This window comes from cyanobacterium endosymbiont of Braarudosphaera bigelowii, assembly GCF_020885515.1.
GTDB classification, from domain to species: Bacteria; Cyanobacteriota; Cyanobacteriia; order Cyanobacteriales; family Microcystaceae; genus Atelocyanobacterium; species Atelocyanobacterium thalassa_A.
In genome coordinates, this window is sequence record NZ_AP024987.1 from 558738 (window position 1) to 584280 (window position 25543).

Genomic DNA, 25543 nt, shown 5'->3' on the forward strand with positions numbered 1-25543 from the left:
TGCTATTTTTTTGGATTAATCAATTTTTAATATGAGCAGGAATTTAAGAGAATTTATAAAAGAAGTTGAACAAAGAGGACAACTAAAACGTATTAAAAGCCTAGTAGACCCTAACTTAGAAATTGCAGAAATTTCTAATAGACTTTTACAAGTAGGAGGGCCAGCCTTATTCTTTGAGAATGTTAAGGAATCTAATTTTCCCTTGGTTGTTAATTTATTAGGAACTGTAGAACGTGTATGTTGGGCATTAAAAGTAGAAAAGCCTGAGGAATTAGAAATTCTAGGAAAGAAGTTGGCAATGTTACAGCAACCTAAACCGCCGAAAAATATTTCTCAGGCAATCGACTTTGGAAAAGTACTTTTTGATGTTATTAAAGCAAAATCTAGTAATAGTTTTTTTCCTCCCTGCCAGCAATTTGTTCTTACAGATGAAAAGGTTGACCTTTCAATTCTTCCTCTGATACGTCCCTACCCAAAAGATGCAGGAAAAATAATTACTTTAGGACTAGTTATAACAAAAGACTGTGAAACTGGTACTTCCAATGTCGGTGTTTATCGTTTGCAGTTACAATCGAAAAATACAATGACAGTACATTGGTTATCAGTGAGAGGAGGAGCTAGACATCTTAGGAAAGCAAAAGAAGCAGGAAAAAAATTAGAAATTGCTATAGCCTTAGGGGTTGATCCTTTGATTATTATGGCAGCTGCGACTCCAATTCCAGTAGATCTTTCAGAATGGTTATTTGCTGGATTATATGGAGGTTCAGGAGTTTCTCTTACAAAATGTAAAACTTTAAATTTAGAAGTTCCAGCTGAAGCTGAATTTATTCTAGAAGGCACAATCAACCCTGGTGAAGTAATGGTTGATGGTCCTTTTGGAGATCATATGGGCTATTACGGAGGAGAAGAAGATTCCCCCTTAATACATTTTCACTGTATGACACATCGTAAAAAGCCAATCTATTTGACGACTTTTAGTGGCCGTCCTCCTAAAGAAGAAGCTATGATAGCTATAGCTTTGAATAGAATTTATACACCTATTCTAAGACAACAAATTACGGAAATTAAAGATTTCTTCCTTCCTATGGAAGCTTTAAGTTACAAGGTCGCTATTATTTCTATCAAAAAAGCTTATCCCGGCCATGCTCGCCGTGCTGCTCTGGCTTTCTGGAGTGCCTTGCCTCAGTTTACTTATACTAAATTTGTAGTTGTGGTCGATGATAGTATAAATATTCGTGATCCACGACAAGTAATGTGGGCTATTAGTTCTAAGACTGATCCATCAAGAGATGTTTTCATCTTAGCAGATACTCCTTTTGATACATTAGATTTTGCTAGTGAAAAGATTGGACTAGGTGGAAGAATGGGAATCGATGCTACTACCAAAATTTATCCCGAAACTAATCATGAATGGGGAGAACCTTTAGAATCCGATACTAATACTGCTAATCTTGTCAATCAACGTTGGTCAGAATATGGACTGGCTGATATCGCTCTAAAAGAAGTAAATGCTAATTTGTTTGGTTACGATATTCTGTAACGGTAAATTTTTATCAGAACAATAATAGAAAACTCGATAAAACTACTTAAAAGTATTTAAGAATTAATTTTTAGAATTTCATATTTTTTTAGTGATATATAGTTTCTCTTCAATACACTAACATATAGGTATTGACTATACTTTTAAGCAGCTTGAGATTGCTATATGTTAAAATTTCTGAATATTTCACTGTTATTGAGGAGCTGCAAAATACTTCAATATCTAACCCATTATTAAGGAAATTTCATGACAATAAAAAGTAATTATGGTGCAGAACAAATTCAAGTTCTCGAAGGATTAGAACCAGTAAGGAAGCGTCCAGGTATGTATATTGGGACTACTGGACCAAAAGGACTTCACCACCTTGTTTATGAAGTTGTAGATAATTCGATTGATGAGGCTTTAGCTGGCTACTGTACTCATATTGAAGTTGATATAAATTTTGATGGTTCTGTTACTGTTACGGATAACGGGCGAGGAATACCAACTGATATTCATCCTGCCACAGGTAAATCTGCCTTGGAAACAGTAATGACAGTTCTCCATGCAGGAGGTAAATTTGGAGGTGGTGGATATAAAGTTTCGGGGGGACTTCATGGAGTTGGAATTTCTGTTGTTAATGCTTTATCAGAATGGCTAATTATTAATGTTTGGCGAGATAATAATATATATACGCAGCGCTATGAATGTGGGGCTGCTGTTAGTGAACTAGAAAAAAAACCTAATTTTGAACATTCAAATGGTACATCAGTTTCTTTCCTTCCTGACAAACAAATTTTTACATCTGATATGAATTTTGACTATATTACTTTATCAGGAAGATTAAGAGAGTTGGCATATCTTAACTCTCAAGTAAAAATTACATTTACTGACTACCGAAAAAAAGAACCTCATATTGAAACTTATTTTTATGAGGGAGGAATTAAGGAATATGTTGCTTATATGTGTAGAGATAAGGAACCCTTACACAAGGACATCATCTATATCTGTGGAGAGAAAAAAGGTGTTCAAGTTGAAGCTGCGTTACTCTGGTGCGTAGATGCATATAGTGATAGTTTATTAGGTTTTGCAAATAACATCAGAACTGTTGATGGTGGTACACACTTAGAAGGGCTTAAAACAGTTCTAACCAGAACAATGAATAATATTGCTAGGAAACGAAATAAAATAAAAGAAAATGAATCTAATTTGGGTGGTGAAAATGTTCGAGAAGGCTTAACAGGTATTGTTTCTGTTAAGGTTCCAGAACCAGAATTTGAGGGACAAACAAAAACAAAACTTGGTAATACAGAAGTTAGAGGTATTGTAGATTTATTGGTAGGAGAAGTCTTAGGAGAATATTTAGAGTTTCATCCTCATGTGGCTGATAATATCATAGAGAAAGCTGTTCAATCTCTTAAAGCAGCAGAAGCAGCAAGAAGAGCTAGAGATCTTGTACGTCGCAAGTCTGTTTTGGAATCTTCTCCTTTACCTGGGAAATTAGCAGATTGTAGTACAAGAGATCCTGCAGAAGCAGAGATTTTCTTGGTAGAGGGAGATTCAGCAGGAGGTTCTGCTAAACAAGGAAGGGATAGACGTTTTCAAGCAATCTTGCCTCTTAGAGGAAAAATTATTAATATTGAGAAGACTGATGATGCAAAGATATATAAAAATAATGAAATCCAATCTTTGATCACTGCTTTAGGCTTAGGGATTAAAGGGGAGGAATTTGATTCATCACAATTACGCTACCACAGAATTGTAATTATGACGGATGCAGACGTTGATGGAGCACATATTCGTACTTTGTTATTAACTTTTTTCTATCGTTATCAGCGATTATTAATAGAAAAAGGTTATGTATATATTGCTTGTCCTCCTTTGTATAAGATAGAAAGAGGGCGTAATCATTCTTACTGTTATAATGAACAACAATTACAAGACCATCTCACAACCTTACCTACGAATGCTAAGTATACTATTCAGCGATTTAAAGGTTTAGGCGAAATGATGCCTGTACAGCTATGGAATACAACTATGAATCCTGAGACACGTAGTATGAAAAAAGTAGAAATTGAGGATGTTGTTGAAGCAGATCGTATTTTTACAATTTTGATGGGTGATCGAGTTGCACCTAGACGACAGTTTATTGAAAACTATGGATCTAAATTGAATTTGACAGATCTCGATATATAAGAATTGCATTCCAATATTACGATCTAAATTAATTATTTGAGTAGTATTTTTCCTATGTAATAGGAAGCCAAATAGTCAATCATAAACTCCTTATAATAAGGGTTAATAAATGTGTGGCATATATGTATTTAATACAACCATAGTTAATGTTTCAAATGTAGCCTTTAACTGAAAAATATTTAATTAAAGAGAAATAAGTTATTCGTTAAATAGCTAAATTATTGATTACTAATGTTCATTAGTACAAAAATTGAATACTTTATGTAAATCACCAATGTTATTTATTGTTAGTTATTTTACATATACTATCTATTTGTTAAATGGATAAGCTAATTTATTTAATTTTATTCGTAATACACATCTATCATTTCTAAACAATGTCTACATATACTTAGATGGTTACTACAGGTTACTTTTGGAACGGACTTGTATATTATTATTCATATTGAAGAATTTAATGTTTTTTGTAATTTAATAACATTTCCAACAATAGCTATTGCTGGAGCTTGAAAACCTTTTTGTTTGACTTGTTCGATCACTAATCCTAATGTACTCACTAATTGTTCTTGTTCCAACAAAGTTCCCCAACGTATTAGAGCAATTGGTGTTTTAGATATTAATCCTTCTAATAATAGCTGGGTTACAATATTTGCTAAGTTATGGATTCCCATATAAATAACAATAGTTTCTGCACCATTAGCAACTGCCGACCAATTAACTCCGGAACGATATTTACCTACTGCTTCATGCCCAGTTACAAATGTTACAGAAGAACTATATCTTCGATGAGTAATTGGAATTCCTGCATATGCAGGAGCTGCGATTCCTGAAGTAATACCAGGAACAATTTCTACTGAAATTCCAGAATTGATAAGATCTTCCATTTCTTCTCCTCCTCTGCCAAAGACAAATGGGTCTCCACCTTTTAGTCTTACTACTACAGAATATCTTTTTGCCTGTTCTATCAAAATTTTAGTAGTTTCTATTTGTAGCTTAGAATGATTACCTCTACGTTTTCCTACATTAATTTTAATAGCATCATTATTTATCATACTAAGAATTTCAGAGCTGATCAGAGCATCATAAACTACTACATCAGCATGCTCTAATAAATTTTTACCTTTGATGGTCATTAAATTAGGATCACCTGGACCTGAACCTACTAAATAAACCTTATTTATATGCATTTTTGATATTTTTTTCATTACTTTACTATTTCATCTACAATTAACTTAACAAGTTCAAAAGTTTCTCCTATTGGATATCCTAAATTAATCTGAATTCCAGGCAAATCGCTTTGTATCTTTTGAATTTGTTGAGTAATAATGTTTGTAATTTTTCCTCTAAAAAGAAAATAGGGAATAATGGTAATTTTTACTTTATTTTGCTTTAGTAATATGTTAATTTGATCAGATAAATTGGGTTTTATTCCCCAATAAGCTGTTGTCGCATTCAATCTATTGGCAATACCTTCGATGGTATTGTTACCATCTTGAAAATTGCTACCATGAGAAATAATAATTCTAGCATTCATTTGAGAACATATTAAAAACTGATCGGATAAAATATTTACTAAGCCTTTATAGTTACCCAAGTGAGAACATAATTCTAAGTTCATAAAATTACCTATTTTTCTTTGAGCTATACTAACTTCTAGTGGAATATCTTGTTTAACATGAATTCCAGGAAATAAAAACATTGGAATAATTTTCAGATTCTTAATTCCGTAACTTTTTATTTTTGAAGCAAATTGCTGAATTTTTTTAGCTAGAGAAATTTGTGATAATTCTAAAGTTGCTGTTTCAACAATAACTATCTGAGGGATAGTGGGATAATAGCTTATTGAAGTCTTATATAGAACTTTGGTATGGAGACAATTTAGTTGCCAGGATATTAGATAAGATAATCTTTTCAGAGAAGTTTTATATTGTAAGTTATGGCTACCATGAACAACGAGAAGATAGGCAGATGTAGAAATCAAAATATTTGGAATATATACTTACTATGTTATGAAGCAAATCTAAGAAGTTGTAAATAAAAACTAATTTAAAATAATAAACTAAAGTCTATTTTTTAAAGAAAATCACATATCATATAAAAAGGAAGAATAGTATTGATTTTTGTCTGTTAATTCTTCTAAAAATTATTAACGCTTGTATACATTTTGTTAATATTTTTTAAATAACTATCTATTAATATATAGTCAATTAAATTTTTATTTGATAAAAAGTTTATCTAAAAATTAGAAAAAGTATATTATTTAATAATCATATAAACAAGCCTCTTTCTTGACCCCTAATATTTTTATTAGATGATAAGGTAAGAATGCTTCTCTATTTTTTCTAGTCTTTATACAAAATAATGTCTGATATAGATTCTTCTGTTGAATTGAAACCAATTATATTAGATGCCCTGCCAGATTTTATAATTTCTGGACATCATTGTTCTACTCATATTCAAAAGCATATAGATCTCATCTTACTTGCTCTTGAAGCGCTAGACTTAGGGACATCAGAACAAATGTTGACAACAATAAAGCTTTTCAATCTACAAAAAATTATTAAAAATCGTATTGTACTCTGGCGCTTACGTTCTACTAATCCTTGGAGACGTGCTTATAATCGTAGTGTTTTATCTATTGAGCAAGCAAAAGCATTAATCATAATTACAAATCATCATGTTAAACCTTTAACTTCAGAAATTCGACAATTATTGTTAGCCGAACAACAAATGAGTGAAAATAATTTGCCAGTAACTTGTCATTTTCTTTTAGCTGAATACTTAGATCAATTTCGTGCTCATTTTCATAGTCGTATGAATCCTAGTCGTACCAAAGTTTCTTTATATTTAGGTTCAGAGCAAAAATTAAATGAATTAGCCTTAATGCTGCTTAAAAAACTATTATTTTGCACAGGAACTTCTGGAATGCAACGTTTATGGGTTAGCTTATTTGATGGAGAAGTCATATGAATATTAGACGGTGTTATAGTTTGCCTAATTGCACTTTAGTATTAGAGGGCCTGAATAATAAAATCTCTTCCCATGAAACTCACCAAATATTATCCACATTAGTAAATGCTGAGTGTAAATTTCTAGGTATTCCTCAAAAATTAGAAGGTGGGCATATCTTTTTCGAAAATCTTGTTAAGGTTACTAGCGAATATGTTCAAGCTTATTTAAGTGGAATTCCTCATCCTTTACCTTCTCTAACAGAAAAAAATATGGTTAATATTGAGAAGCTTTCTGAAGGAGATCTTCATTCTTTAACCTGGAGTCCATCTGTTGAAAATAAAGATGTTGTCATGATTGTACTAACAACAGTTCAGTTATTTGATTTAGTAGAGGCAATTGATCAATTTTTTGCTGATAATCACACTTTGCCTAATTTTAATTTAGAACTAAAACCAATATCTAATCGTTATCACCACTCTGATGAATCCTTTACAGAATTAGCAATTCCCATCACCATAGCAGTTACTAGCTTAAGTTTTATATCCTTATTGTTGTCCTTTATACCTGTCCCAGAAATTGTTGAACCAAAACCTAATTTATCTCCGGTATCTGTAGAAACCTCCCTTTACTCTACTCATAAACAAAAGTAAAAAATTTTCCTAAATATTGTTTTACATTTTTGTTAATCATATGACATTATTTTATTGGTTCAAAATTGGAAAACTTTACCTCCCTCAACTTTTATAATTTGCGAAGATTTCAACCATTCTGTATCAAAATTAGGCAAATGAGTAGTTGTAATAAGTGTTTGAAATCTTCCTTGAATAACTTCTAGTAATTGTCTTTGTCGATTATGATCTAATTCGGCCAAGACATCATCAAGTAGTAACAATGGAGGTTCTCCAATAACATCTTCAATTAACTGAAGTTCTGCTAGTTTAATAGCTAAAACTAAAGTTCTTTGCTGTCCTTGAGAACTATAAAATTTTGCTTGTTTTTTATTTATATTAAATTCAACATCATCTCGATGAGGACCAACAACTGTGGTAGCATGATTTCTTTCAACAGCACTGCATTGTTCTATTTTTTCTAGAAATCTTTGCTGTATAGTCTGATGATCCTCATTTTTAATATTGATATTAGACAGATAATTGATCTCTAGTAATTCTGCTTTTCCACTAATGCTTTTGTGCCATCTTTGCGCCAAAGGAACCAATCTTTGTATTACGCGGTTTCGTCTTCTAGTAATTCTTGTTCCTGTTTCTGAAAGTTGTTCATCCCACAATTGCAGTTGAGATACTGCACCTAGTAAATCATCAGAATCTTTTTGATCGTTGAATTGCCCCCTAATTATTTTAAGAAAAGAATTTCTTTGCTTCAAAATTTTATGATATTGATTAATAATATGAGCATAAATAGGTTCTAATTGAATCAAAAGTGTATCTAGCCAAGTACGACGAATTTCTGGTGATCCTCTTACTAAATCTAAATCTAAGCAAGAAAATTCTACTGCATTAATATGACCTAAAAAGTCAAGATGGCGATGTAATCTTTCATGGTTCAACATTAAAGTACGTTTGCCACTTGATCGAAATGTAATACTTAATTCAGACTGTCCATAAATTCTCTCAATATTGGCTATTATTTGGCTACTTTTCTCACCCTCTGATATTAAATCTTGATCTCGTCTTGTACGATGACTTTTTAAGGTAGCTAACAATTCTATTGCTTCCAATAGATTAGATTTTCCTTGAGCGTTATTCCCTAATAAAATTGTTTTTTGAGACTGCAAGCTAACTGACTGTTTATAATAATTTCGAAAAGTATACAAATTAATATTTTTTAAGTACATTTTTATTCTTTGATTAGCATAATTGAAAATTTACTAGAAAATAAAGATAAGTCTGTACATTATAGATTAGATATTTTTTTCAGAAGCTAGATATTATGTAGTTTGGTAATTGCATTTTATCTAGAAGCAAATATACTTAGCTATAGTTTTAATATTTTAAAAAGCTTATCAAACTATTTCTTAGAAAATATTTTTTACTTTTCATGTTGGACATTAAAAAGTCGAATTACTATTTTGTGGATATATAGTTGATTATATTTATTTACTAACTTTTTATAAATATAAATTATTAATAATTTAAAATAAACCCATTCTTTTTCTTAGTAAAATAAAGATAATGAATTTATATTATTTTCACTGAATTACTAATAAATAAAGAATAGTATATAGAAAAAAATCTACATATCATAATATGATAATTTAAGGGCACGCTACTTTTTTGTAGATAATATCCATTAAAAGAACAATTATTTAAAATAAACTTTATTCTTTAATTAAATAAGTGAAAATAGCTATTTTTCTATATCTAAAGAGTAAATTTGACCATCTACAAAAATACGGGTTATTCCTTTGGCTTGTAAGTAAGAACAAGTTTTATATAGGAGACGACTATCAGGAATCTTAATGACTCTTTGAGAACGATTAGAAAATCTACGAGCAAAACGATGATTATCAAATACTGGTAAAGTTCTTTGTTGTATCTCACTAACTGGAATTTGTCCTAAATGAGCAAATTCTTTCAATGGTCGTGCAATTAATTCTGCAGAACGGTCTATGACAAGATAACAAGTTTTTGGGAGTATTGCGTCAGAAAGAGGTAAAACACGAATATTGCCGTTAGTAGATAAAGATTCGTCATAGTTTTTATCATCTTCGCTACTATCTTCATCTTCTTCATCCCAATCTTCATAATTACATTCAAGATCTTCTCCTAACATTTCCTCTAAAGTTACAACATCTAGATTTTCTAGTTCATCAGATTCTTCTTCTACAACCTCAGTTTTTTCTAAAGATAACAGTAGATTTGGAATATGTTTTACAGTTATTGGTTTAGGCTTAGCCGACAGATCATTAGGTATATTCTCCGATAAAGATTCAGTTATACAAGTATTTCCATCATCTTTTTCAGATTCGGGAAATAATTTTGTAATTTTGTAATTACTTTTCTTTGTTTCTCCCGTATTATTTTGAATTTTACTAGTTCTTGCTAACCGTTTTTGTTGAATTAGTTCTTCATACTCTATATCTGATAAAGTATTTTTTAAAAAACGGCTAATAGTAGAGCTGCTTACACCGTAACGATGAGCTAAGGTAGAAGTAGTTTCTGCGGTTTGGCGATAAAGTTTAAGAATTTCTTGTTTATCATCATCGATTAATTTTTTAGGACTCATGGTATTGTGCCTATCTTTGTCAGTTTGACTCTATACTAATATTTTTATAATATTTGTTAAGATCGCCTCCTAGTAACCTAGGGATGAACATGTCTCGACAAATAGGCAAAATACTAGGATTGTACTAATTCTTTAATCTAGTTTATCGTCAATTGCTAAGTTTCATCCTTTTTAAATATTAAAAACTTAATTATTATGGACATAATGAAAGGAGAGCCCGCTTTATTAGTACTAGCCGATGGCACATTTTTTGAAGGTTTATCATTTGGCGCAAAAGGTACAGTTATGGGAGAAGTTGTATTTAATACAGGAATGACAGGATATCAAGAAGTCTTAACAGATCCAAGCTATTATGGTCAAATTGTAAATTTTACATTTCCTGAATTAGGTAATACAGGAATAAACTATGATGATCTGGAGTCCGACAAACCTTATGTTTTTGGTGTGATTGCTAAAGACATTACATATTGTCCAAGTAATTGGCGTTCAATAGAATCTTTACCAGATTATTTGGTTCGCCATGGAATTGTAAGCATTTATGGCATTGATACTAGGCAGTTGACTCGTAAAATAAGATCCATGGGAGCAATGAATGGAATTATTTCTACAGAAGTATTAGATAAAGAAGTTTTAATATCCAAGTTGCAATCTGCTCCTTCAATGGAGGGGCTAAATTTAGTTGAGAAAATTAGTACTAGTACAATTTACCATTGGTCAATTCCTACAGATAAGAAATGGGAGTTTATAGCCGATAAAAGTAAGTCTATTGAAGATTTGCTAACTGTTATAGTAGTTGACTTTGGAGTCAAACGAAATATCTTAAAGCGTCTAGTTAGCCATGGATGCAAAGTCATTGTTGTTCCTCTTGACACATCGTTTAATGATATTTTGAGCTATAATCCTGACGGTATTTTTCTTTCTAACGGTCCCGGTGATCCAGCCTCAGTTACTGAAGGTATAGATCTTGTAAAATTACTTATTAAAGCTGAAATACCTATTTTTGGTATTTGTATGGGACACCAGATTCTAAGTTTAGCTTTAGGAGGCAATACGTTTAAATTAAGGTTTGGTCATCGTGGACTGAATCAACCTTGCGGATTAAATGAGAAAGTAGAGATTACAAGCCAAAATCATGGATTTGCTGTATCCAGAGAATCATTAAACAAAGATATAGAAATTAGTCACTTTAACTTAAATGACGATACTATCGCTGGGATATATCATAAAAAATTACCTTTTTTCTCTGTTCAATACCATCCAGAAGCAAGTCCCGGACCCCACGATGCTGATTACCTGTTTACAAAATTTATTAAGCTTATGAAGCAATATAGAGCCAAATCTAATGAGTAATCTTATATATTTAAAAATATCTTATGATTAGATACTATCTTACAGCTCAATTCTACATAGTAGAATTAAGCTGTAAGATAGTATCTAATCATAAGATAAGAAGTTATTATCTTAGATTCCGAAAATATTTTAGGTTTACACTTACAAAGCAATAAACTCAATATACCAATAGTAACTAGAAAATTTTGCGATAAGAATACTCGACGAACAACTAAATAAGTAAGAATATTATGTTTGAAAAAATATTATTTAATACTTTTACTGCTAATTTTTAATTTCACCTAAAATAAAATGTCATTATATAAATTATAGATTTGTAAACTATAATTAAAGTCTAAATTAGTTTATTTGAATAGCTATTTTTTAGTATTAAATAGAATTAAGACGTTTTAATCAATGTCATAAATATTATTATTCATGATATAAAGCAGCTATACTTGTATCGTTATTTTTGGTAATAAAAAAAACATGACATTTTATATTCTTAATTAAGAAATTAAGCTTATAGAAATTCCATACATTTTATACAACAAAATGAGGAAAAAGCTAAAAATATGAACTTTCTTTGTTCTCTCCTCCCACCCTATTTAAATATTAGCCTATGCCCTGGACTAGAACTATAACAACTATTATTGGTATCTTTTTTGCTTTAGGAATATTGATTATCGGCAAATGGCTTTTTACCATTGGACTATGTGTGATAGTTTTTTTAGGACAATTAGAATATTTTCAGTTAGTCAAAGCTAAAGGAATTGTTCCTGCTACTAAAACAACTCTAATAGTATCTCAGATACTATTGATCGCAGCAGCTATTGCTCCACATTTTACAGATGCTTTGTTTACTTTAGCAGGTACATTGATTTGTTTTTATCTTCTCTTTCAATCTAAATTAGCTAGTATAGCCGATATATCTACTTCTATCCTAGGCTTATTCTATGGAGGATACTTACCTAGTTATTGGTTAAGATTAAGAGTCGGTTTTGACAGCACTATTACAAATATTAATATTGCAAATAATGATTTATTTGTTCAAAAATATTTACCTAATCTATGGACAAAATCTCAATTTTTTTCTCCTGCATTGAATATTACTTGTCTAGCCTTTAGCTGTATTTGGGCTGCTGATATTGGAGCATATATTATGGGTAAATCATTTGGTAAAACTCGTTTATCCAATATAAGTCCTAAAAAAACTGTTGAAGGCGCAATAGCTGGACTAATAGGAAGTATCATAGTTGCAGAAATTGGTTCTTGGTATTTAGGATGGCCTTATTGTTATTTAACTGGTATGGTTTTAGGAGTTCTAATTGGAATTGTAAGTCTTCTAGGAGATTTAACTGAGTCTATGATGAAGAGAGATGCAGGTGTAAAAGATTCAGGTAAGTTGATTCCTGGTCATGGTGGAATTTTAGATAGGACAGACAGTTATGTTTTTACAGCTCCTCTAGTCTATTATTTCGTAACATTGTTTTTACCACTCTTACAATAAGGAGTTTAACTATATATAAACAATTTTAATTTTATTTAATATAATAATCTTGTCTGAGATCTACAATTATTCAGTTAAAAAATATGAAATTAAATTTTATAAAGTGGTTAAATTATTTATTAGTAGCAAATATTTTTTTAATTTTTTTAGGATTTTTCTGGTTTTTAATAGCTTTAATTGGTCATTACTTCAATCTGCCCTTAGGCTTAAAATTATGGTACAAATTATGGACAATATTATTTCAACCAGCCATTAGTATTTTATTTATTAGTGTTTTTGTTAACTGGTTAATTCAAAAAATTTTTATGAGTTTGAATACCATATCATCTAAAGAAAGCAAACAATAAACATAAATTATTTGTAATAGAAAATTACTTATTATAGGCCAATAATAATCTAAACAACATCTTATCTGTATTTATGCAACTAGTCTAGCAAGATTAAATCGCAAATATTTGTATAAAGTAATATGAATAATTAAGGTAAACTATATTGTATGAACATTATTTAATAACAATCAAATAGATTATTTAATGTTGTTGCCATAATAGCTTACGCAAAACTACTATCATTATGAATCAATCTAATAAACCTATTGTTATTTCTCCCTCCATTCTCTCAGCTAACTTTAGTTGTTTACGAGAAGAAATTGAATTGGTTGACAAGGCAGGAGCAGACTGGATACATATCGATGTTATGGATGGCCGCTTTGTACCAAATATAACTATTGGCCCGCTAGTGGTTGAAGCAATTCGTCCCTATACTAAAAAACCATTAGATGTTCACTTAATGATTGTAGAGCCTGAAAAATATATTACTGATTTTGCAAAAGCGGGAGCCGACATAATCTCTATACATGCGGAAAATAATGCATCTCTTCATTTACATCGAACTCTTGGACAAATCAAAGAATTAGGTAAAAAAGCTGGAGTTGTTCTTAACCCTGCAACTTCTCTAGCATCTATTGAACATGTTTTAGAAATATGTGATTTGATCTTGATAATGAGTGTTAATCCTGGTTTTGGAGGACAAAAATTCATTCCTTCAATGGTAGACAAAGTTCATCAATTACGTCAAATGTGTGAGGAAAAGAGATTAACTCCTTGGATTCAAGTAGATGGTGGATTAAAATCAGAAAATACTTGGAAAGTTATAGAAGCAGGCGCCAATGCTATTGTAGCTGGATCTGCCATATTTAAATCCGCAGATTATGCAGAAGCTATTAAAGGAATCCGCGAAAGCAAATCTTCTATAAAATAAAAACAAGTTAATAATTGTTCACACTTATAGTAAATTATTGGCAATAGTTCTTATTAAATTACTAAAAATACTATATATAAGATAATTAAATCATTATCCTAGTATAATTACTTACTTTTAAAATAGACTGAATTAAAAAAATTACTTAACTTTAGTCTCTAAATATAATTTAGGGCATAAGATACTATGCCCCTACTATAGTCTATTTTAATTAATCAAAATAGAAGAGTGTTACTAGTTTTCTCTGTTCCTCTGCTTCTTCACAGGTTTGTAGTAGGGTATGACTATCATGAAAAGCAAAGCAAATAAGTTGCTGACATCGAGATATTATTTCTCGATTACATAAAGCACTGGCTTCTCCTAAAGACAAACTGTCATTATCAGGATTTTCTACTAAATGAATTACTCTTTCTAACTGTTTTTTTGATTCCCTAGGCTGCTTATTTAAACTTTGGGGCAAAATTACAGTAAGAAGACTTGGATCTGCTCTCATTGCTCCTTTAATAGCAGCTGCATTAGTTCCCGTAGCTCCTGATGTCATTAAACGATTTCCGCCCAATACTAGAGCGTAACTCATCATTTCAATTAATTGCTGATGAGTAATAGGTACATGGCGAGAACCTAATAAAGCAATTCTCTTAGAACCTGTTTGCTGTATTGCAGCAAGTTCTTGCGCCAAAGTATCTAAGGTAAGAATATCAAGTGATTGACTCAAAGATCCTCTTCTATATTAAATAAACGTACGCCATCTTAACAAAAGTTTCTTGATTGTGGTACAGACTTTACAGTTTTTCTTAATCTAATTTTTTACTAGTTAAGTTAAAACGTAGAAAAATATGATTTAAGATCTAAAAAGATAAGTATTTTTTTAGATTTTTTTCTAACTGTACTACAGATATACGAGGGGAGAAGCGAGGAATAATTCTTTCTCCTTGAGGTAATTTTTGATATAAAACAGGAATCTCAAGTTGAAATATTTCGAACCATTCTTCAGAGGTAGTGATATCTCTTATCTCTAATTCAAATTTTAAGTCTTGCATCTGTTTTAACTTTTTTTGTAATCCTTCGCATAGATGACAACCTGGTTTTGTATATAAAATAAGATGCATAATTAATTCCTGTAATTCATATGGACAATAAAGAAAATTCTTTTCTTTTATGCATTTTAAAAGGAACTGCTGGAAATACTTGAGGAGATTGAGGAACAATAATTAGTTGAACTCTTGTACCAATAGGTAATTGAGTTTGTAACGTCGTTCTTGCATTAATTTGGCAGCCAGAAGGAGTCTTAAGACAATAACAATATTCTCTCCCTAAAAATTGGCGATCACAAATTACAATTTCACCTGTATCATCTGGCTGTAAAGTAATATCTTCTTGTCTAACCATTAAATCTCCTTCAGGAATGTTTTCAAAAGTTGAAGGAGCCTCCCATTGACCTATTTCTGTTGTCCAAAGCCTTCCTTTTCGTTTGGCAGGAATAAAATTAGCTTGAGTAACAAACTCTGCAACAAAGCGTGATGAAGGATGTGTATAAACTTCTTCAGGAGTTCCAAACTGTTCAATTTTTCCATAGGACATAACCCCTATTTTATCAGATATTGCTAAAGCCTCTTCTTGATCATGAGTAACAAAAATTGCTGTAATACCTGTTCCTTTTAAGACATGACGAATCTCATGTCTTAATTGCAAACGGACTTGTACATCAAGGTTGCTTAATGGTTCGTCTAATAAGATTAATGCAGGCTTAGGAGCTAGAGCTCTAGCTAAAGCTATCCTTTGTTGCTGTCCGCCGGAGAGTTGATGTGGATATCGCTTTTCAAGCCCTTCTAATCCAACTAAGGCTAAAGACTCACCAACACGTTGCTTTACTTTATTTCTACTTAAGTTTTTCTTTTTTAAGCCAAAAGCAATATTGCTAGCAATATTTAAATGAGGAAATAGTGCATAATCTTGAAAAACCATACCTGTATTTCTATATTCAGGAGGTATTGATTCATAGGGACTAGCTATTATATTCCCAGCTAATTCTATAGTTCCAACAGAAGGTTGCTCAAATCCTGCAATTACACGCAAAAGAGTAGTTTTTCCGCATCCTGAAGGGCCAAGCAATCCCAGAATTTCTCCTTGCTTCAACTTAAAGCTAACTTGATCAATAGCTGCCGTTGTATGATTGAGAAACTGTTTAACGATGTGATCAACTTGAAGGATAATAGAATCTGTCATAACTAAGGGGCTTTAATGATAAGTTAGAAATTTTTAGTTGGAAATTATAAGTTTAGGTTTCAAAGGTAAATGAGAGAAGCCCTGATAAAGATTTCTTGTTTTTAGAGGATTCTTTAAGTTATCTTCATAAGTATCCAACTAGGACTAATTTTCAATAAGTACCCTTAACCTGTTACATAATAACATTTCTCCAATTTTTTAAATAAAAAATTCGTAAGAATGAATAATATTTAGCTTGAAGCTTATGTATAAAGAAAATAATTTTTTAGATTGCTGGTTTGATCTGCTCCTAGTGCCACAAGGGGCAGAATATCAAGCAGTTCTTAAAGGGATTAGTAAAAGTTCTAGTAAGGTAAAACTTAAGTCCGTTCCTGCAGGAGTTAAGGCTATTACCAAATTCTTAGAAGAATGGGAACAAAATTCCTATTTTCTCAAAGAATTACCCCAAACTGTCATGATGATAGGTTTGGGCGGAAGTCTATCTCCTAAGAATTCAATCGGAGACATAGTGGTATATAAAGAATGTACTTCACTACAATCTCAACTAAATGAATATAAGCAATGTGATATTTTTTTAAGTCAGTTAGTACTTAAAAAGTTAAAAGATAAGTGTATTCTAGGTAGAGGAATAACGAATCATTATGTTATATCTTCGGCAAAAGAAAAACAAACTTTAGGTAAAATATATAAAGCTGATGTAATTGATATGGAGGGGCTAGCTTTATTAAACTGGGGTCGAAAATGGAATATTTCAGTTATTATTATCAGAATTATTAGTGACAGTTGTCAGCAGGATATGCCAGATTTACGCAATGTTTTTGATATTGATGGTAACCTAAAATATTTTCACTTAGCCATTCAAATGATTAAAAAACCATTATTGTCTATTGATCTTATATGTAGTTCTCTGAAAAGTTTAAACGTCTTAAGAAAATCTATAAAACAGTTAATGTTCTGTTTATAATAAAAAGTAATATTTCAATAACACTTTTCAGAAGATACTAACTATATAAAGTAGTAAGTAATAAGTAATCTTACTACTTACTACTCATTTAACGTTTCTTTAAATATCCCCTCTTATTTCCTCAATTACACCATCACGGATAACAATTTCTATATTGAGTTTTTGAATTAAGTTATCTCCTTTTTTAGCTTGAAAAAAATTTTCTATTTGTCCTTGAACTACTTCTTGGTCTAATTCAACAACTTGAACTTGTTGAATTTGCTGCAAAAATTGATTTTTTTGTTCTAATATCTCACTTTTCTTATGATTAGCTTGAAGGTTTATATTATCAATTTGTTGAGTAACTTGAGAACTAGAAGAAGAAGCATTTTGCTTTTTAAGTTCAGAAATTGCTCTTTTTTCTTGCATTTCTATCTGTTGTATTTGATTGTCAAGCTGATTAATCTGTGATTGTAATTGCTGTTGCATTTCTTCTTTCCAACGAGCAGTTACTATTACTTTAAGATTAACTGGTCTTTTAAGTAGTAAGCTAGTGTTTATTTCGTCCATAAGTTTTATTAGTTTTTATTTTTAATGTTCTATATTTAGAAACAAATTATTAAGAATTAAACATTTTATCAATAATAACCTGATAATGTTTCATAATAACAAGGCGTTTCATCTTTAATGTTTGAGTCATCATACTATTTTCAATAGAAAACGGTTCTAAGATAAAATCAAAAATTTTTATCAGATCATCGGAACGATAACCTGGGCGATTTTGCACTTCTTTTTTCAATTCTTTGCGATATAAATCTTGAACTGTTTGTGAATAAAGATCATGATTATGTAGAAGAATTTCTGAATCGTTTTGTGATGGTATATTCAAATGCAAGTTCTGACTTTCTACCCAAAACCTTAGCATGTCTAAGTTGGGAACTATTAAAGCTCCTAACATTTTTTGATCTTGCCCGACCAACATAATTTGATCGATGTATACACTTCTTAAACAAGCATCTTCAATTGGTTGAGGTTCAATATTTTCTCCATTACTTAAAACAATAGTATCTTTAATTCTGCCAGTGATTACAAGATCATTCATAGGAGTCAACCAGCCTAAATCTCCACTATCAAACCATCCCTGAGGATCTTTAACTTTATCCGTTTCCTCCGCTTTTTTATAGTATCCTTGCATAACTTGTGGTCCTCTGATGAGTACCAATCCACACTTTCCTTTGGGTAAGGCTTGCCTAGTATCAGGATCTACAATACTAATTTCTGTTCCAGGAATTGGTTGCCCTGTCGTTCCTCTTAAATTATGCTTATGAGTACGTGCATTTGTAACAGGGGAAGTCTCTGTGAGACCATATCCTACTAGTATAGGAATATCAATAATCTCATAAAAATCATCTAAATGTTTTGCGAGAGATCCTCCTCCACTAATAAGTGTTTTAAAATTACCTCCTAGATTGTCTTGAATTTTACGATAAACTAACTTATTGGCTATTTTGTGTATAGGGTAAAGAGCAATAAATTTCATACAGGCTATCGTTCTTTTTTGAAAAGAAGGTTTTAAATCTTCTAGACTAAGGCAATTAAAAATACGTCTATATGAAATAAATTTTAGAGAAGTTTCAAAAAAATATTTTATTATTCTTTTTTGTATAGCACTTTGTTCTCTAAACTGTTTTTGTATAGCTTCATATAAAGATTCCCAAAGACGAGGAACACCAACCATATGGTGTGGTTTAAATTTCTTTAAATCACTTTTAAAATTACGAATATTTGTATATATTAAGGTGCATCCTTGAGAAAGTAAAAAATATTCTGCACTGCGTTCATAAGAATGCCAAGATGGCAATATACTGAGAATACGATCACCCGGTTCAGGCTTAATTATAGTATCTAAATTTCTAACTTGATGAAGTATATTGCCATGAGATAACATAGCACCTTTTGGTTTTCCTGTTGTTCCTGATGTGTAAATTAAAGTAGCTAGATCCGTATCTTTTTTAAGAGTAGGTCTTAGGTCAAAGTTTTTACCAAGTTCCATGAGCTCAGTAAAATTTAAAACCTTTACAGGAATTGTTACATCATCCTTCTCATCACTTAATAAAATAATCAAACGTAAATTAAGTTGATTTGAAAAAGAATATAACTTTTCTAAAGTTTTTATATTTTCTACGATAAGTATACTACTATCACTATCTTGAAGGATATGAATTAACTCATTTGGATCTGATTGAGAAGATCTCACTGAATTTGATGCCCCTGCAAGCATTAAACCTTGATCAGCTATGAACCAGCGAGGACTATTATCAGCAATTAAACAAATCTTTTCATTTTCTAAAATTCCTAATGATTGAAGCCCAGACGCAAAAATTTTTAACTGTTCATATAGTTGAGAAAAAGTGAGTTTAACTTCTGGTTTGCTATGAGGATCATAAAGTGCAATGATATCAGCAAATTTTGTAGCTGTAATTGCCCATATTTCCGATAAAGCTTGTAAATTACGATATTCGCGAATAGTTGTCATAGAATCTACTTTAATAACTTTTTATCCTATTACATTAAGCTAACTAATAATAAAATAAATAGTCAAAATTTTCTTTTTTTAGAGTCAATAGTAACATTTTAATATTAATGATTATTGATTTTTTTAAATACTTTTGTATTTTTTAAAAAGATTAGTATTAATTGCCCTTGAATTAAATCTAATAAAATTAGGAGTTAAAATAATACTTACTATCTTAGCCTTTTATTCCAGAGTAATTTCAATAATTTTATAAATTTATTGTAGGTACTCTTATATCGATTTAACTCTTTTGTTATTGAAATATATTCTGTTAGAGATATACATTCAACTTGACTATCAAAATACAAAAATAGATAGTAAGAAATATGCAAAGATTACTAGTGATTTAAGAATTATTAACCTATAACTTATACTCAATTTCTACTTTATGTTAGCTAAGAATCAACGATACTATTATATTTAGAAGGATGCGGCGTTATTAGAATAACTGTATTAAGAGATAAGTATCTGAACAATGCTAATAAAAGAATAATTCATGTGTTCTAAATAATTACTTTTCCTCTATCTAATAGCTTTTTCTTAATATGTAAATAAACTAAAAGAATCTTTTCAAAGAAGTATAAATAACAAAATTTTAGGTTTAATTACTAAACTTATTAGAAGCTAAAAATAGCTAAGAAAATTAGATTTGGTATTTTCATAACTTTTAACTCTTTTTTAATTTTTCTAACACAGCAATAATCAAATAACTCTAAATAGTTTGTCTAAAGCAGAAAAATTGGGTAGTTGACTTTAACTGTAAAACAATTCATTTTCTATATTTTTACTGTAGAGATTCTTTTTGTAAATTTCGAGCTTTAAAGAAAGTTTCCAAACTATGAGCATCACCAATATAACGCCAATGCCAAGGCTCATAACTAATATTTTGAATATTATTCGGTGGAAAAGATAGCTCAAAATTATATTTAGCTGCATTTTTTCTTAGCCACTGAAAAAGAGGAGTATCTTCAAATTCCACATTTAAATGTGTTGAAGGAAAGTCACTGTCTCCAATATCAATTGCATATCCTGTATGGTGTTCGCTATATTGAGGAGGAGCGCTAACTTCAGCTCTTTTTCTTGTCTCCTCATTTTGCTGACGCTTTACTTCAAAAAATAAATATTCTTGCTGACTAAAAGTTCTAAATCCAGATATTGGAATTAAAGTAAAACCGTTCCTTTTCGCATCTTGTTGCATTCGCAAGAAACTTTTAGCTGCTTTTTTTCTTAATTTAATACGCCCATCGTTAGTGACTGAATTTAACTCACTTAAAGAGGCTTCAGTATAAGATAAATGACCGAGAACATTTTCAATCTTACTAGTAATTAAATTTGGCGAAGGAGTAGTTTTAGTTATTGAATTAGAAGAAAAAGACGGTTTCTGCGATGCTGAGAAAAAGATTCGTATTATCAAAAAAATACTAAAGCCAAAAACTCCAAAACTAACTAGCCCTATTACAGTGAAATTAGTTCTTTGTGATATAGTAAGTTTATGGTTAGGAGCATCCCTCGATGCTTCAGGTATATCTAAGGGCATTCCTTGTTTTTGTTTTCCCTTCATTGATTGATGGTTAATAGTATGTTTTGTTTAATTTTTACTTATATTCTAGAGAGAAATATAAAGTTAACAATCATTTCGATCATAAGCTACTAAAATAAGCTTTCTTATTTATAACTGATTTTTTATGATTACTAATTCCTTGATCTTACCTCAGAAAAATTGATCCATACGAAAGTTATTACTTAAATAGCATTGATTTAGTTGCAAAGAAAGTATAAGTGGCAAATATTAGTAGTATTTAATTTTTTATTCATACCTTTTAGAGGCTTTACAATTTATAAATAAAAATTTTGAAGTACTATTTAACTCTCCAAAAAAGCTAAGCAATATTTTATTAATAACAATAATCAGATAGTGAATATAGTATCAAATTGCTATCATATGATAACTTTTAAACTGATAATAGCTATCTATCAACATTACCATTATCTAATTCTTATATCTATATGTGGTCAGAATATAAACAATTTTATTTGGTATTTTTTGTATTCTTAAATTATTTTAGATAATACTTTATAGTATCATTGTTTTTGATTTTACTTTAGATTTAAATCATTATTTTTAGCTCATTACAGTTTATAAAAATTAGTTTTAAAATCGAAATATAATTAACAATTGATTAAATTATAGGTTAAATTACTCAGTTTTATTTTAATAAAATTGAGTAGCTAATAAATTGGTAAAATCTTCTGGTTATATGATTACTATCTTCTGAATTATTTATTATTAATACACTTACTTAGTATCTTATAGTAAGACACATTTTTCATTAGCTCAAGAAAAACTGCCAAAAAATTTTTTTCTGTGGCTAATGATATCAGAATACAAAAAAAGTTATAAATTAACTAAAAGATATATTTACTAATTAAATATATCTTTCCAATATAAAAAATACTTACACTGTAATTTATTATTTTGATAGATAAAGTTCTATAGCTTATAACTAAAAAAATTATATTAGTACTAAATTTAAGTAGTTAATACCTATAGGTGAACATACATAACGAGAAGATATAAAGTATCTTTTGAGTTTTAGTTTAATGATATAGTTAAAGTCACATTGATGGTGTAATGATAAGAAATAGTAAATAATGCTTAATTTTAAGTTATCATTTTTAGTTAAATTATTTTTTAGTTTCGTTCTTATTGGTTTAATTAGTTTATACTTATCAGCCTGTAATGAGTCTTTTGAGAAAACTTCCCTGAAAATCAAGACCAATTCAGTTATTACTGTTAAGAATCAATTATCAGAAGTTTCCCCTCCAGATACTATTCGATTGTTAAATAAAAGTTTAAAAAATTACCATCCTAAAGTAAGCATTACGGATCCTAAGCAATATGAAGTTCTATCGGATAATACTGTATCGGTTAAATTGAAATTAATGGATTTTCCTTTGTTTAAAAATAAAAACTTAGGTCTTGGTCCTCACTTAAATCTTTTTGTTGACAACAAATCTTATAAAAAAATTTATGATTTAAATGAACCAATAATTTTAGAAGATTTAGATCCTGGAACACATACTATAAGAGTTTTAGCTTCTAGTCCATGGTATGAAAGTTTTAAGACCAAAGAAGCATATGCTCAAACAACATTTCATGTATTTACAAAAATAGATAATAATTTACCAAATCTTTCTTTACCTCTACTTACATACAACAGTCCCCGGGGTGATTATGGTGAGGAACCTATTATGTTAGATTTCTATGTATTTGATCCATCCTCAGATTCAATGGAAAGTTATACTGTTGAAGATAAAGATAATTGTTGGCGTGTAAAAGTAACTATTAATGAAGAGATCTTTATTCTAGATTCGTTAGAACCTATTTATCTAAAAGGTTTTCAACCAGGCAAAAACTGGATTAGATTAGAGTTAATTGATAAATATGGAAAAAAAATCAATAATGTCTTCAACGATTCAATACAGTTGATTAATTATAATCCTAATAAAAAAGATACATTGTCTGCACTACTTCAAGATAAATTATCTAACCAGTTAGCCTATTCTCTTATCGATCCAAAATATATAAAAATTCCACGATTAGCTAATGAAGAAGAAATCCTCCCTGTTTCTCAACTTGAAGAAATAATAACAGCGGAGAATGAGAAAATATCTGAAGAAATTCCACAATTAGCTAATGAAGAAGAAATCCTCCCTGTTTCTCAACTTGAAGAAATAATAACAGCGGAGAATGAGAAAATATCTGAAGAAATTCCACAATTAGCTAATGAAGAAGAAATCCTCCCTGTTTCTCAACTTGAAGAAATAATAACAGCGGAGAATGAGAAAATATCTGAAGAAATTCCACAATTAGCTAATGAAGAAGAAATCCTCCCTGTTTCTCAACTTGAAGAAATAATAACAGCGGAGAATGAGAAAATATCTGAAGAAATTCCACAATTAGCTAATGAAGAAGAAATCCTCTCTGTTTCTCAACTTGAAGAAATAACAACAGCGGAGAATGAGAAAATATCTGAAAAAATTCCACGATCGAAGTGGTTAAAAAAATTAATTTTATTAATTAAAAAAATAAATTTATATACTATAAGAGATTTTATGAATAATATTCAAACAAAATTTATCAACTAAATATTAATGTGACTTTTAAAATTTATGGGCTTTATAAAGTTATAGTTAAGTTTTTTGAGTTATGTTTCAAAGCTGAACTATTCTAAAAAGTATCTAGAGACAATTTATCCAATTAAGCTGGAGTGAGTTTATCGTGTTTATTAAACACTCACACATATTAGCAGGATTAGCTCTTAGCTTGTCCTTTTTCGGTATCAACCCTGCCCAGGCAGACACAAATCAAAAAGAGATTTTCCTGAGCCAGTTGAGAGGTTCCGCTATTGAAGACCCTATCGATGTTTATCGTGCAGATTGGTTAAAATTTAAATTTGAAGATTATGCTATTGGTCGTATTCGTGGAGTTACTGGAGATGTAGCTCAAATCCAAATCATTTCAGCTGGTCAGAGCAAAGATGCTCATATCAGAATGCATTATGATGTTGGAATGTTTACTAAAGGAGAACGAGATGTTTGGCGTGTTAGTACTCAAATGCCACGCCAATGGCCTACTCTCGTAGCTGGTTCTGATGTAATCATGAAGGAAGTAGATGGTCAATGGGTTATTGTCAGCCCTAAAAGATCTGATTTAGATGCATATTTTGCATATGCTCAACCTAGTTGGGTATCTCGTTTAGATTTGCGAGAAGTTCCTTTAGTTACACGTACAGATATTAACTGGGGACGCCCTGATGTAAGTTTGCCTCCTTTGCAACCCAACAGAAAACAAGTGGCACCAGAGCCAGTACCTGGTATGTGGTAAAACCATAATCAAAACTATCATTTTAATTTAAAGACTAAAAGCAACACCTTGAGGTCAAGGTGTTGCTTTTAGTCTTTAAATTAAAATGATAGTTTTGATTATTAACAATAACTTTCTTTTTCTTACACTAAGAAGCTAATTAAATATATATTTAAAAGTATTTATAATTAAGGTTAGCGTAATATATTGTTAAATATTTTTATTTAAAAAAAAACATTAGTCTTAATAAATTTTTTAATGGATAAATCATTTAAAAGAATTATAGGTTTGACTGGTGGAATAGCTACTGGGAAAACAATTGTTTCTTCTTATATTAAGCAAAACTTTAATATTCCTATTCTAGATGCAGATATTTATGCTAGAGATGCAATTAAGATTAATTCTAATATTTTTAAACTCATTCAAAAACGATATGGAAAAAATATTTGTTTAAGAAATGGGGAACTAGATTATCAAAAATTAGGAAATATATTATTTCATGATGTTAAACAGAAAGAATGGCTAGAAAATAAGATTCATCCTTATGTTAAGCAGGTATTTACCAAAGAAATTAGAAAAAGCAATACTAAAGTTCTGATTTTCGATCTTCCGTTGCTTTTTGAATCTAAATTAACTTTTTTAATAACAGAAGTCTGGATTGTATATTGTGATCAAAAAGAACAGTTAAGAAGGTTAATAAACAGAAATTGTTTGACAAAAAACGAAGGTATTATACGTATTAAAAATCAATTGTCATTTAAAGATAAAATAGATAAAGCAGATTATGTACTTGATAACTCTTCAACACTCGCAAATTTATATGTCCAAATCAATAAAATTATCGAAGAAACTAATTTATATTTACGGTAAGTTCTAATCTCTATATTATTGGAAACCTCTGAAATACTTCAGATAAACAAAAA

General features: G+C 30.2%; 21 protein-coding genes. 11 read left to right on the forward strand and 10 right to left on the reverse strand.

Annotated elements, in window-relative coordinates; translation table 11 throughout:
• The first annotated feature begins 31 nt into the window (after window positions 1-31).
• Both LPC16_RS02385 and gyrB read left to right on the forward strand, forming a co-directional pair.
• A complete protein-coding gene (locus LPC16_RS02385) occupies window positions 32-1540 on the forward strand; it encodes a UbiD family decarboxylase (RefSeq protein WP_040055099.1) in 1509 nt (502 codons plus the stop codon).
• Between the two features lie 246 nt (window positions 1541-1786).
• Window positions 1787-3715 carry a DNA topoisomerase (ATP-hydrolyzing) subunit B gene (gyrB, locus tag LPC16_RS02390; RefSeq protein WP_040055100.1) on the forward strand — a complete coding sequence of 643 codons (1929 nt, stop codon included), beginning with the start codon at window positions 1787-1789 and terminating at the stop codon, window positions 3713-3715.
• 440 nt (window positions 3716-4155) lie between these two features.
• Here gyrB and cobA read toward each other — a convergent pair whose 3' ends face one another.
• The gene (gene cobA / locus LPC16_RS02395) at window positions 4156-4920 is read right to left on the reverse strand and encodes a uroporphyrinogen-III C-methyltransferase (RefSeq protein ID WP_040055101.1); all 765 of its coding nucleotides are present in this window, start codon (window positions 4918-4920) and stop codon (window positions 4156-4158) included.
• Window positions 4920-5696, reverse strand: a complete 777-nt coding sequence (locus LPC16_RS02400; protein WP_229637594.1) for a sirohydrochlorin chelatase — start codon at window positions 5694-5696, stop codon at window positions 4920-4922. Before LPC16_RS02400 ends, cobA begins: the two co-directional genes overlap by 1 nt.
• Window positions 5697-6076: 380 nt before the next feature.
• On the opposite strand from LPC16_RS02400, the gene LPC16_RS02405 reads away from it, so the two are divergent.
• Both LPC16_RS02405 and LPC16_RS02410 read left to right on the forward strand, forming a co-directional pair.
• Window positions 6077-6685 (forward strand): DUF3038 domain-containing protein, encoded by a 609-nt coding sequence (locus LPC16_RS02405; RefSeq protein ID WP_229637595.1) that lies wholly within the window; start codon window positions 6077-6079, stop codon window positions 6683-6685.
• The gene (locus tag LPC16_RS02410) at window positions 6682-7317 is read left to right on the forward strand and encodes a DUF4335 domain-containing protein (protein WP_229637596.1); all 636 of its coding nucleotides are present in this window, start codon (window positions 6682-6684) and stop codon (window positions 7315-7317) included. The genes LPC16_RS02405 and LPC16_RS02410 overlap by 4 nt, the downstream gene beginning before the upstream one ends.
• A gap of 59 nt (window positions 7318-7376) precedes the next feature.
• On the opposite strand, the gene recF is transcribed toward LPC16_RS02410, so the two are convergent.
• Window positions 7377-8519 (reverse strand): DNA replication/repair protein RecF, encoded by a 1143-nt coding sequence (recF, locus tag LPC16_RS02415; RefSeq protein ID WP_229637597.1) that lies wholly within the window; start codon window positions 8517-8519, stop codon window positions 7377-7379.
• A 512-nt stretch (window positions 8520-9031) separates the two neighbouring features.
• A complete protein-coding gene (locus LPC16_RS02420) occupies window positions 9032-9910 on the reverse strand; it encodes a helix-turn-helix domain-containing protein (RefSeq protein WP_229637598.1) in 879 nt (292 codons plus the stop codon).
• A gap of 195 nt (window positions 9911-10105) precedes the next feature.
• Between LPC16_RS02420 and carA the strand changes: the two genes are divergently transcribed.
• From carA to rpe, 3 genes are all read left to right on the forward strand, one after another.
• On the forward strand, window positions 10106-11260 hold the full coding sequence (gene carA, locus LPC16_RS02425; RefSeq protein ID WP_229637599.1) for a glutamine-hydrolyzing carbamoyl-phosphate synthase small subunit: 1155 nt from the start codon (window positions 10106-10108) through the stop codon (window positions 11258-11260).
• Window positions 11261-11861: 601 nt separating this feature from the next.
• A complete protein-coding gene (locus tag LPC16_RS02430; protein WP_229637600.1) occupies window positions 11862-12749 on the forward strand; it encodes a phosphatidate cytidylyltransferase in 888 nt (295 codons plus the stop codon).
• A gap of 573 nt (window positions 12750-13322) precedes the next feature.
• Complete coding sequence (gene rpe / locus LPC16_RS02440; protein WP_407084190.1) at window positions 13323-14009, forward strand: ribulose-phosphate 3-epimerase; 687 nt, start codon at window positions 13323-13325, stop codon at window positions 14007-14009.
• Between the two features lie 211 nt (window positions 14010-14220).
• On the opposite strand, the gene LPC16_RS02445 is transcribed toward rpe, so the two are convergent.
• From LPC16_RS02445 to LPC16_RS02455, 3 genes are all read right to left on the reverse strand, one after another.
• Window positions 14221-14724, reverse strand: a complete 504-nt coding sequence (locus LPC16_RS02445) for a hypothetical protein (protein ID WP_040055111.1) — start codon at window positions 14722-14724, stop codon at window positions 14221-14223.
• Between the two features lie 133 nt (window positions 14725-14857).
• Entirely contained in the window at window positions 14858-15118 is a 261-nt protein-coding gene (locus LPC16_RS02450) for a glutaredoxin family protein (RefSeq protein ID WP_040055112.1), read from the reverse strand.
• 16 nt (window positions 15119-15134) lie between these two features.
• Window positions 15135-16235, reverse strand: a complete 1101-nt coding sequence (locus LPC16_RS02455; protein ID WP_229637601.1) for an ABC transporter ATP-binding protein — start codon at window positions 16233-16235, stop codon at window positions 15135-15137.
• 244 nt (window positions 16236-16479) lie between these two features.
• On the opposite strand from LPC16_RS02455, the gene LPC16_RS02460 reads away from it, so the two are divergent.
• A complete protein-coding gene (locus tag LPC16_RS02460; protein ID WP_229637602.1) occupies window positions 16480-17199 on the forward strand; it encodes a phosphorylase family protein in 720 nt (239 codons plus the stop codon).
• Between the two features lie 99 nt (window positions 17200-17298).
• On the opposite strand, the gene LPC16_RS02465 is transcribed toward LPC16_RS02460, so the two are convergent.
• The 3 genes from LPC16_RS02465 to LPC16_RS02475 all read right to left on the reverse strand — a co-directional run bounded on the left by LPC16_RS02465 (window position 17299) and on the right by LPC16_RS02475 (window position 21314).
• Window positions 17299-17748: a YlqD family protein gene (locus tag LPC16_RS02465; RefSeq protein ID WP_229637603.1), complete on the reverse strand. Its 450-nt coding sequence runs from the start codon at window positions 17746-17748 to the stop codon at window positions 17299-17301.
• Window positions 17749-17797: 49 nt separating this feature from the next.
• Window positions 17798-19714, reverse strand: a complete 1917-nt coding sequence (locus LPC16_RS02470) for an AMP-dependent synthetase/ligase (RefSeq protein ID WP_040055116.1) — start codon at window positions 19712-19714, stop codon at window positions 17798-17800.
• Window positions 19715-20537: 823 nt separating this feature from the next.
• Entirely contained in the window at window positions 20538-21314 is a 777-nt protein-coding gene (locus LPC16_RS02475; protein ID WP_229637604.1) for a M15 family metallopeptidase, read from the reverse strand.
• Window positions 21315-22405: 1091 nt separating this feature from the next.
• On the opposite strand from LPC16_RS02475, the gene LPC16_RS02480 reads away from it, so the two are divergent.
• The 3 genes from LPC16_RS02480 (at window position 22406) to coaE (ending at window position 25490) form a co-directional block, all read left to right on the forward strand.
• Window positions 22406-23902 (forward strand): hypothetical protein, encoded by a 1497-nt coding sequence (locus LPC16_RS02480; RefSeq protein ID WP_229637605.1) that lies wholly within the window; start codon window positions 22406-22408, stop codon window positions 23900-23902.
• A gap of 133 nt (window positions 23903-24035) precedes the next feature.
• Window positions 24036-24641, forward strand: a complete 606-nt coding sequence (locus LPC16_RS02485; RefSeq protein ID WP_229637606.1) for a hypothetical protein — start codon at window positions 24036-24038, stop codon at window positions 24639-24641.
• 237 nt (window positions 24642-24878) lie between these two features.
• Window positions 24879-25490 (forward strand): dephospho-CoA kinase, encoded by a 612-nt coding sequence (gene coaE / locus LPC16_RS02490; RefSeq protein WP_229637607.1) that lies wholly within the window; start codon window positions 24879-24881, stop codon window positions 25488-25490.
• Window positions 25491-25543: the final 53 nt, after the last annotated feature.

What these genes read in the sequence shown, in the direction of transcription:
- LPC16_RS02450 (WP_040055112.1), bottom strand. Translation starts at nt 15,118, where the DNA reads ATGCATCTTATTTTATATACAAAACCAGGTTGTCATCTATGCGAAGGA.
- LPC16_RS02385 (WP_040055099.1), top strand. Translation starts at nt 32, where the DNA reads ATGAGCAGGAATTTAAGAGAATTTATAAAAGAAGTTGAACAAAGAGGA.
- LPC16_RS02430 (WP_229637600.1), top strand. Translation starts at nt 11,862, where the DNA reads ATGCCCTGGACTAGAACTATAACAACTATTATTGGTATCTTTTTTGCT.
- LPC16_RS02455 (WP_229637601.1), bottom strand. Translation starts at nt 16,235, where the DNA reads ATGACAGATTCTATTATCCTTCAAGTTGATCACATCGTTAAACAGTTT.
- recF (WP_229637597.1), bottom strand. Translation starts at nt 8,519, where the DNA reads ATGTACTTAAAAAATATTAATTTGTATACTTTTCGAAATTATTATAAA.
- LPC16_RS02410 (WP_229637596.1), top strand. Translation starts at nt 6,682, where the DNA reads ATGAATATTAGACGGTGTTATAGTTTGCCTAATTGCACTTTAGTATTA.
- LPC16_RS02480 (WP_229637605.1), top strand. Translation starts at nt 22,406, where the DNA reads ATGCTTAATTTTAAGTTATCATTTTTAGTTAAATTATTTTTTAGTTTC.
- gyrB (WP_040055100.1), top strand. Translation starts at nt 1,787, where the DNA reads ATGACAATAAAAAGTAATTATGGTGCAGAACAAATTCAAGTTCTCGAA.
- LPC16_RS02460 (WP_229637602.1), top strand. Translation starts at nt 16,480, where the DNA reads ATGTATAAAGAAAATAATTTTTTAGATTGCTGGTTTGATCTGCTCCTA.
- LPC16_RS02470 (WP_040055116.1), bottom strand. Translation starts at nt 19,714, where the DNA reads ATGACAACTATTCGCGAATATCGTAATTTACAAGCTTTATCGGAAATA.
- LPC16_RS02465 (WP_229637603.1), bottom strand. Translation starts at nt 17,748, where the DNA reads ATGGACGAAATAAACACTAGCTTACTACTTAAAAGACCAGTTAATCTT.
- carA (WP_229637599.1), top strand. Translation starts at nt 10,106, where the DNA reads ATGGACATAATGAAAGGAGAGCCCGCTTTATTAGTACTAGCCGATGGC.
- LPC16_RS02420 (WP_229637598.1), bottom strand. Translation starts at nt 9,910, where the DNA reads ATGAGTCCTAAAAAATTAATCGATGATGATAAACAAGAAATTCTTAAA.
- LPC16_RS02405 (WP_229637595.1), top strand. Translation starts at nt 6,077, where the DNA reads ATGTCTGATATAGATTCTTCTGTTGAATTGAAACCAATTATATTAGAT.
- LPC16_RS02475 (WP_229637604.1), bottom strand. Translation starts at nt 21,314, where the DNA reads ATGAAGGGAAAACAAAAACAAGGAATGCCCTTAGATATACCTGAAGCA.
- coaE (WP_229637607.1), top strand. Translation starts at nt 24,879, where the DNA reads ATGGATAAATCATTTAAAAGAATTATAGGTTTGACTGGTGGAATAGCT.
- rpe (WP_407084190.1), top strand. Translation starts at nt 13,323, where the DNA reads ATGAATCAATCTAATAAACCTATTGTTATTTCTCCCTCCATTCTCTCA.
- cobA (WP_040055101.1), bottom strand. Translation starts at nt 4,920, where the DNA reads ATGAAAAAAATATCAAAAATGCATATAAATAAGGTTTATTTAGTAGGT.